Annotated in this window: 3 protein-coding genes; 1 reads left to right on the forward strand and 2 read right to left on the reverse strand. The window is 72.3% G+C overall.

Annotation, left to right across the window (positions count from 1 at the left end):
• Positions 1–276: 276 nt before the first annotated feature.
• Positions 277–1,638 (forward strand): glutamine synthetase family protein, encoded by a 1,362-nt coding sequence (locus AOK18_RS25405; RefSeq protein ID WP_055574676.1) that lies wholly within the window; start codon positions 277–279, stop codon positions 1,636–1,638.
• Between the two features lie 95 nt (positions 1,639–1,733).
• On the opposite strand, the gene AOK18_RS35195 is transcribed toward AOK18_RS25405, so the two are convergent.
• Both AOK18_RS35195 and AOK18_RS25415 read right to left on the reverse strand, forming a co-directional pair.
• Complete coding sequence (locus AOK18_RS35195; protein ID WP_055574675.1) at positions 1,734–2,384, reverse strand: DUF3618 domain-containing protein; 651 nt, start codon at positions 2,382–2,384, stop codon at positions 1,734–1,736.
• Complete coding sequence (locus AOK18_RS25415) at positions 2,360–2,773, reverse strand: phage holin family protein (RefSeq protein WP_055574674.1); 414 nt, start codon at positions 2,771–2,773, stop codon at positions 2,360–2,362. The genes AOK18_RS35195 and AOK18_RS25415 overlap by 25 nt, the downstream gene beginning before the upstream one ends.
• Between the last annotated feature and the right edge of the window lie 63 nt (positions 2,774–2,836).

Raw genomic sequence — 2,836 nt, forward strand, 5'->3', positions numbered from 1 at the left:
GGTCCGTTCCCGCCGTGACGGACACCGGCCCGTGAGGGCAGGATGGACAGTGGGCCGCACGGGCCGCAGGGTGGTGTGCGGGACGATGGCCCCCGGCGCGCACGGGGCATCGCCCCGCGGGCGCACGCGCGGCCGGGACCCGTGGAACGATCAAGGTCGGCAACACGGGCGAAACCCGGATGTGGTGGGATGGCCCAGTGCCCGACCGCCGCCCGAGGAGGTCCCCCGGCGCGGGAGAGACTGGCGGCCTGACCGGCGAGGATGGGGAAGCGGAAGATGGACAAGCAGCAGGAGTTCGTGCTCCGGACGTTGGAGGAGCGCGACATCCGGTTCGTACGCCTGTGGTTCACGGACGTGCTGGGCTTCCTGAAGTCCGTGGCCGTGGCCCCGGCCGAGCTGGAGCAGGCGTTCGACGAGGGCATCGGCTTCGACGGCTCCGCCATCGAGGGCTTCGCCCGGGTGTACGAGTCCGACATGATCGCCAAGCCGGACCCGTCGACCTTCCAGGTCCTGCCGTGGCGCGCCGAGGCCCCCGGCACGGCCCGCATGTTCTGCGACATCCTGATGCCGGACGGCTCACCGTCCTTCGCCGACCCGCGCTACGTCCTCAAGCGCGCGCTGGCCCGCGCCTCCGACCAGGGGTTCACCTTCTACACCCACCCGGAGATCGAGTTCTTCCTGCTGAAGGACAAGCCGGTCGACGGCAGCCGCCCGACCCCGGCGGACAACTCCGGCTACTTCGACCACACCCCGCACAACGTGGGCATGGACTTCCGCCGGCAGGCGATCACCATGCTGGAGTCGATGGGCATCTCGGTGGAGTTCTCCCACCACGAGGGCGCCCCCGGCCAGCAGGAGATCGACCTCCGCTACGCGGACGCGCTGTCCACGGCCGACAACATCATGACGTTCCGCCTGGTCATGAAGCAGGTCGCGCTGGAGCAGGGTGTGCAGGCCACGTTCATGCCGAAGCCGTTCTCGGACTACCCGGGCAGCGGCATGCACACGCACCTGTCCCTCTTCGAGGGCGACCGCAACGCGTTCTACGAGTCGGGCGCCGAGTACCAGCTCTCCAAGGTCGGCCGCTCCTTCATCGCCGGCCTGCTGCGGCACGCGGCGGAGGTCTCCGCCGTCACCAACCAGTGGGTCAACTCCTACAAGCGGATCTGGGGCGGTTCCGAGCGCACCGCGGGCGCGGGCGGCGAGGCCCCGTCCTACATCTGCTGGGGCCACAACAACCGCTCGGCCCTGGTCCGCGTCCCCATGTACAAGCCCGGCAAGACCGGCTCGGCCCGCGTCGAGGTCCGCTCGATCGACTCCGGCGCCAACCCGTACCTGACGTACGCGCTCCTCCTGGCCGCCGGACTCAAGGGCGTCGAGGAGGGCTACGAACTCCCGCCCGGCGCCGAGGACGACGTCTGGGCCCTCTCCGACGCCGAACGCCGCGCCCTGGGCATCGAACCCCTCCCGCAGAACCTCGGCGAGTCCCTCACCCTGATGGAACGCAGCGACCTGGTCGCCGAGACCCTCGGCGAGCACGTCTTCGACTTCTTCCTGCGCAACAAGAAGCACGAGTGGGAGGCCTACCGCTCCGAGGTCACCGCCTTCGAGCTGAAGAACCTGCTGCCGGTGCTGTGACGCCCCGAGGGGGCCCCGCCCTTCCGACCCCGTACGGGCCGGGGGCGGGGCCCCCTCTTCCGGGGGCCCCGAGAGGCACCGGAGCGTCGCCGGGTCTACTCCTTGAGGTGCCGGCCGGAGTCACGTGCCTGCTCGGTGACCTCGCCGGTCCGGTCGCGCGCCTCGTCCTGGGTGGTGCGCGCGGCCTGCGCCGCGGTGTCCTTCACCTCCGCGGCCGCGCTCTGCGTCACCTCCCGGGCGCCTTCCTTGAGGTGCTGCGCGGACTCCGCGGCGGCCTCCTTCACCGGCTCCAGGGCCTCGCCGCCGCGCTCCATCAGCTCGGCGGCCTTCTCCTGCTCGGTCCGGGACGCGGGCAGCAGCGAGGACGCCAGCAGGCCGACGCCGAAGGCGACCAGACCGGCGGCCAGCGGGTTGCCCCGGGTCTGCCGGCGGGCCAGGGCGGGCGCCTGCTGCACGGCCTCTCCCGCCTGGCCGGCCGCGGCCCGAGCCGAATCGGCCGCCTTCCCCGCGCCCTCCTGCACCGAGCCGGCGGCCGACTGCGCGGTGCCCGCCACCTCGTGCGCGGACTGCGACGCGGTCCCCATGACCCGGTCGCGGACGCCCGACACCCGGTCGCGCATCCGGTCCGCGCGGCGGCGCACCACCCGGCCGGGGCTGGTCCGGTCGGCGAGCTGGTCCACGTTCGTGGAGAGTTGTTCGCGCGTGGCCTCTATCTCGGCCCTCACTTGGTCGGGTGACGTGCCCATTCCGCGTTCTCCTTCATGGTCTCGACGGTTCGCTCGGGCTTCGGGGAGACGGTGCGCATCCGCTCGCGGCCCTTCTGGTAGAGCACGGCCGCGACGACGGCCCACACCGCGGCGACGATCAGCGAGGCCCAGCCCCCGTCCATCACGTTGGACAGCCCCAGTACGGCGGCCAGCGACAGGAACAGCAGCACCAGGTAACCGGCGAAGCCGGCGCCCCCGTACATCCCGGCGGCCTTGCCCGCCCTGGTCCCCTCCTCCCTGATCTCGGCCTTCGCCAGCTCGACCTCCTGCCGGAAGAGGGTCTGGAGGTCGGCGGTCACGCCGGACAGGAGCTGGCCCACGGACGGCTCCTGCTCCTGCGGCCCGGTCGGGCCGGGCACGGGTGACATGGAAGACATCTCACACCTCCGGATACGTGCTGCCCGGCGCGCCGGCCGGCGGCGCACCCGGGG

Origin of the sequence: Streptomyces prasinopilosus (genome assembly GCF_001419695.1) — a bacterium.
Lineage (GTDB): Bacteria > Actinomycetota > Actinomycetes > Streptomycetales > Streptomycetaceae > Streptomyces > Streptomyces prasinopilosus.

Bases quoted from the DNA above. Each gene is read 5' to 3' on its own strand.
- AOK18_RS25405 (WP_055574676.1), top strand. From the start codon at position 277: ATGGACAAGCAGCAGGAGTTCGTGCTCCGGACGTTGGAGGAGCGCGAC.
- AOK18_RS35195 (WP_055574675.1), bottom strand. From the start codon at position 2,384: ATGGGCACGTCACCCGACCAAGTGAGGGCCGAGATAGAGGCCACGCGC.
- AOK18_RS25415 (WP_055574674.1), bottom strand. From the start codon at position 2,773: ATGTCACCCGTGCCCGGCCCGACCGGGCCGCAGGAGCAGGAGCCGTCC.